The sequence below is a fragment of the Solirhodobacter olei genome (assembly GCF_004010155.1).
Lineage (GTDB): Bacteria > Pseudomonadota > Alphaproteobacteria > Rhodobacterales > Rhodobacteraceae > Solirhodobacter > Solirhodobacter olei.
Window position 1 is genome coordinate 1 of the sequence record NZ_RRYH01000071.1, and the last position, 298, is coordinate 298.

Consider the following 298-nt stretch of genomic DNA (forward strand, 5'->3'; position numbering starts at 1 on the left):
ACCGCCCCCTACGGGTTCCGCCACGATCCGGCGGGCGGCGGTGCGCTGGCCGATATCGGCAGCCACGGGCTCGCCACGGCGGAGTTCCTGATGGGCCCTGCCGCCGGGCCGATCTCGCAGGTGATGGGCGATTGCGTGACGATGATCGCCGAGCGCGCGGACGGGCAGGGTGGCCGCCGCAAGGTCGAGGTCGACGACATCGGCCGCGCCTTCCTGCGCTTCGAGAGCGGCGCCACCGGCTCCATCGAGGGCAACTGGATCGCCACCGGCCGCAAGATGCAGCATGACTTCGAAGTCT

At 71.1% G+C, this 298-nt stretch carries 1 protein-coding gene; it reads left to right on the forward strand.

Translation table 11 applies throughout. The features are described from left to right. Positions 1-298, forward strand: a 298-nt coding sequence (locus tag EIP85_RS22395; RefSeq protein ID WP_241560152.1) for a Gfo/Idh/MocA family protein, incomplete at both ends; no start/stop codon positions are given.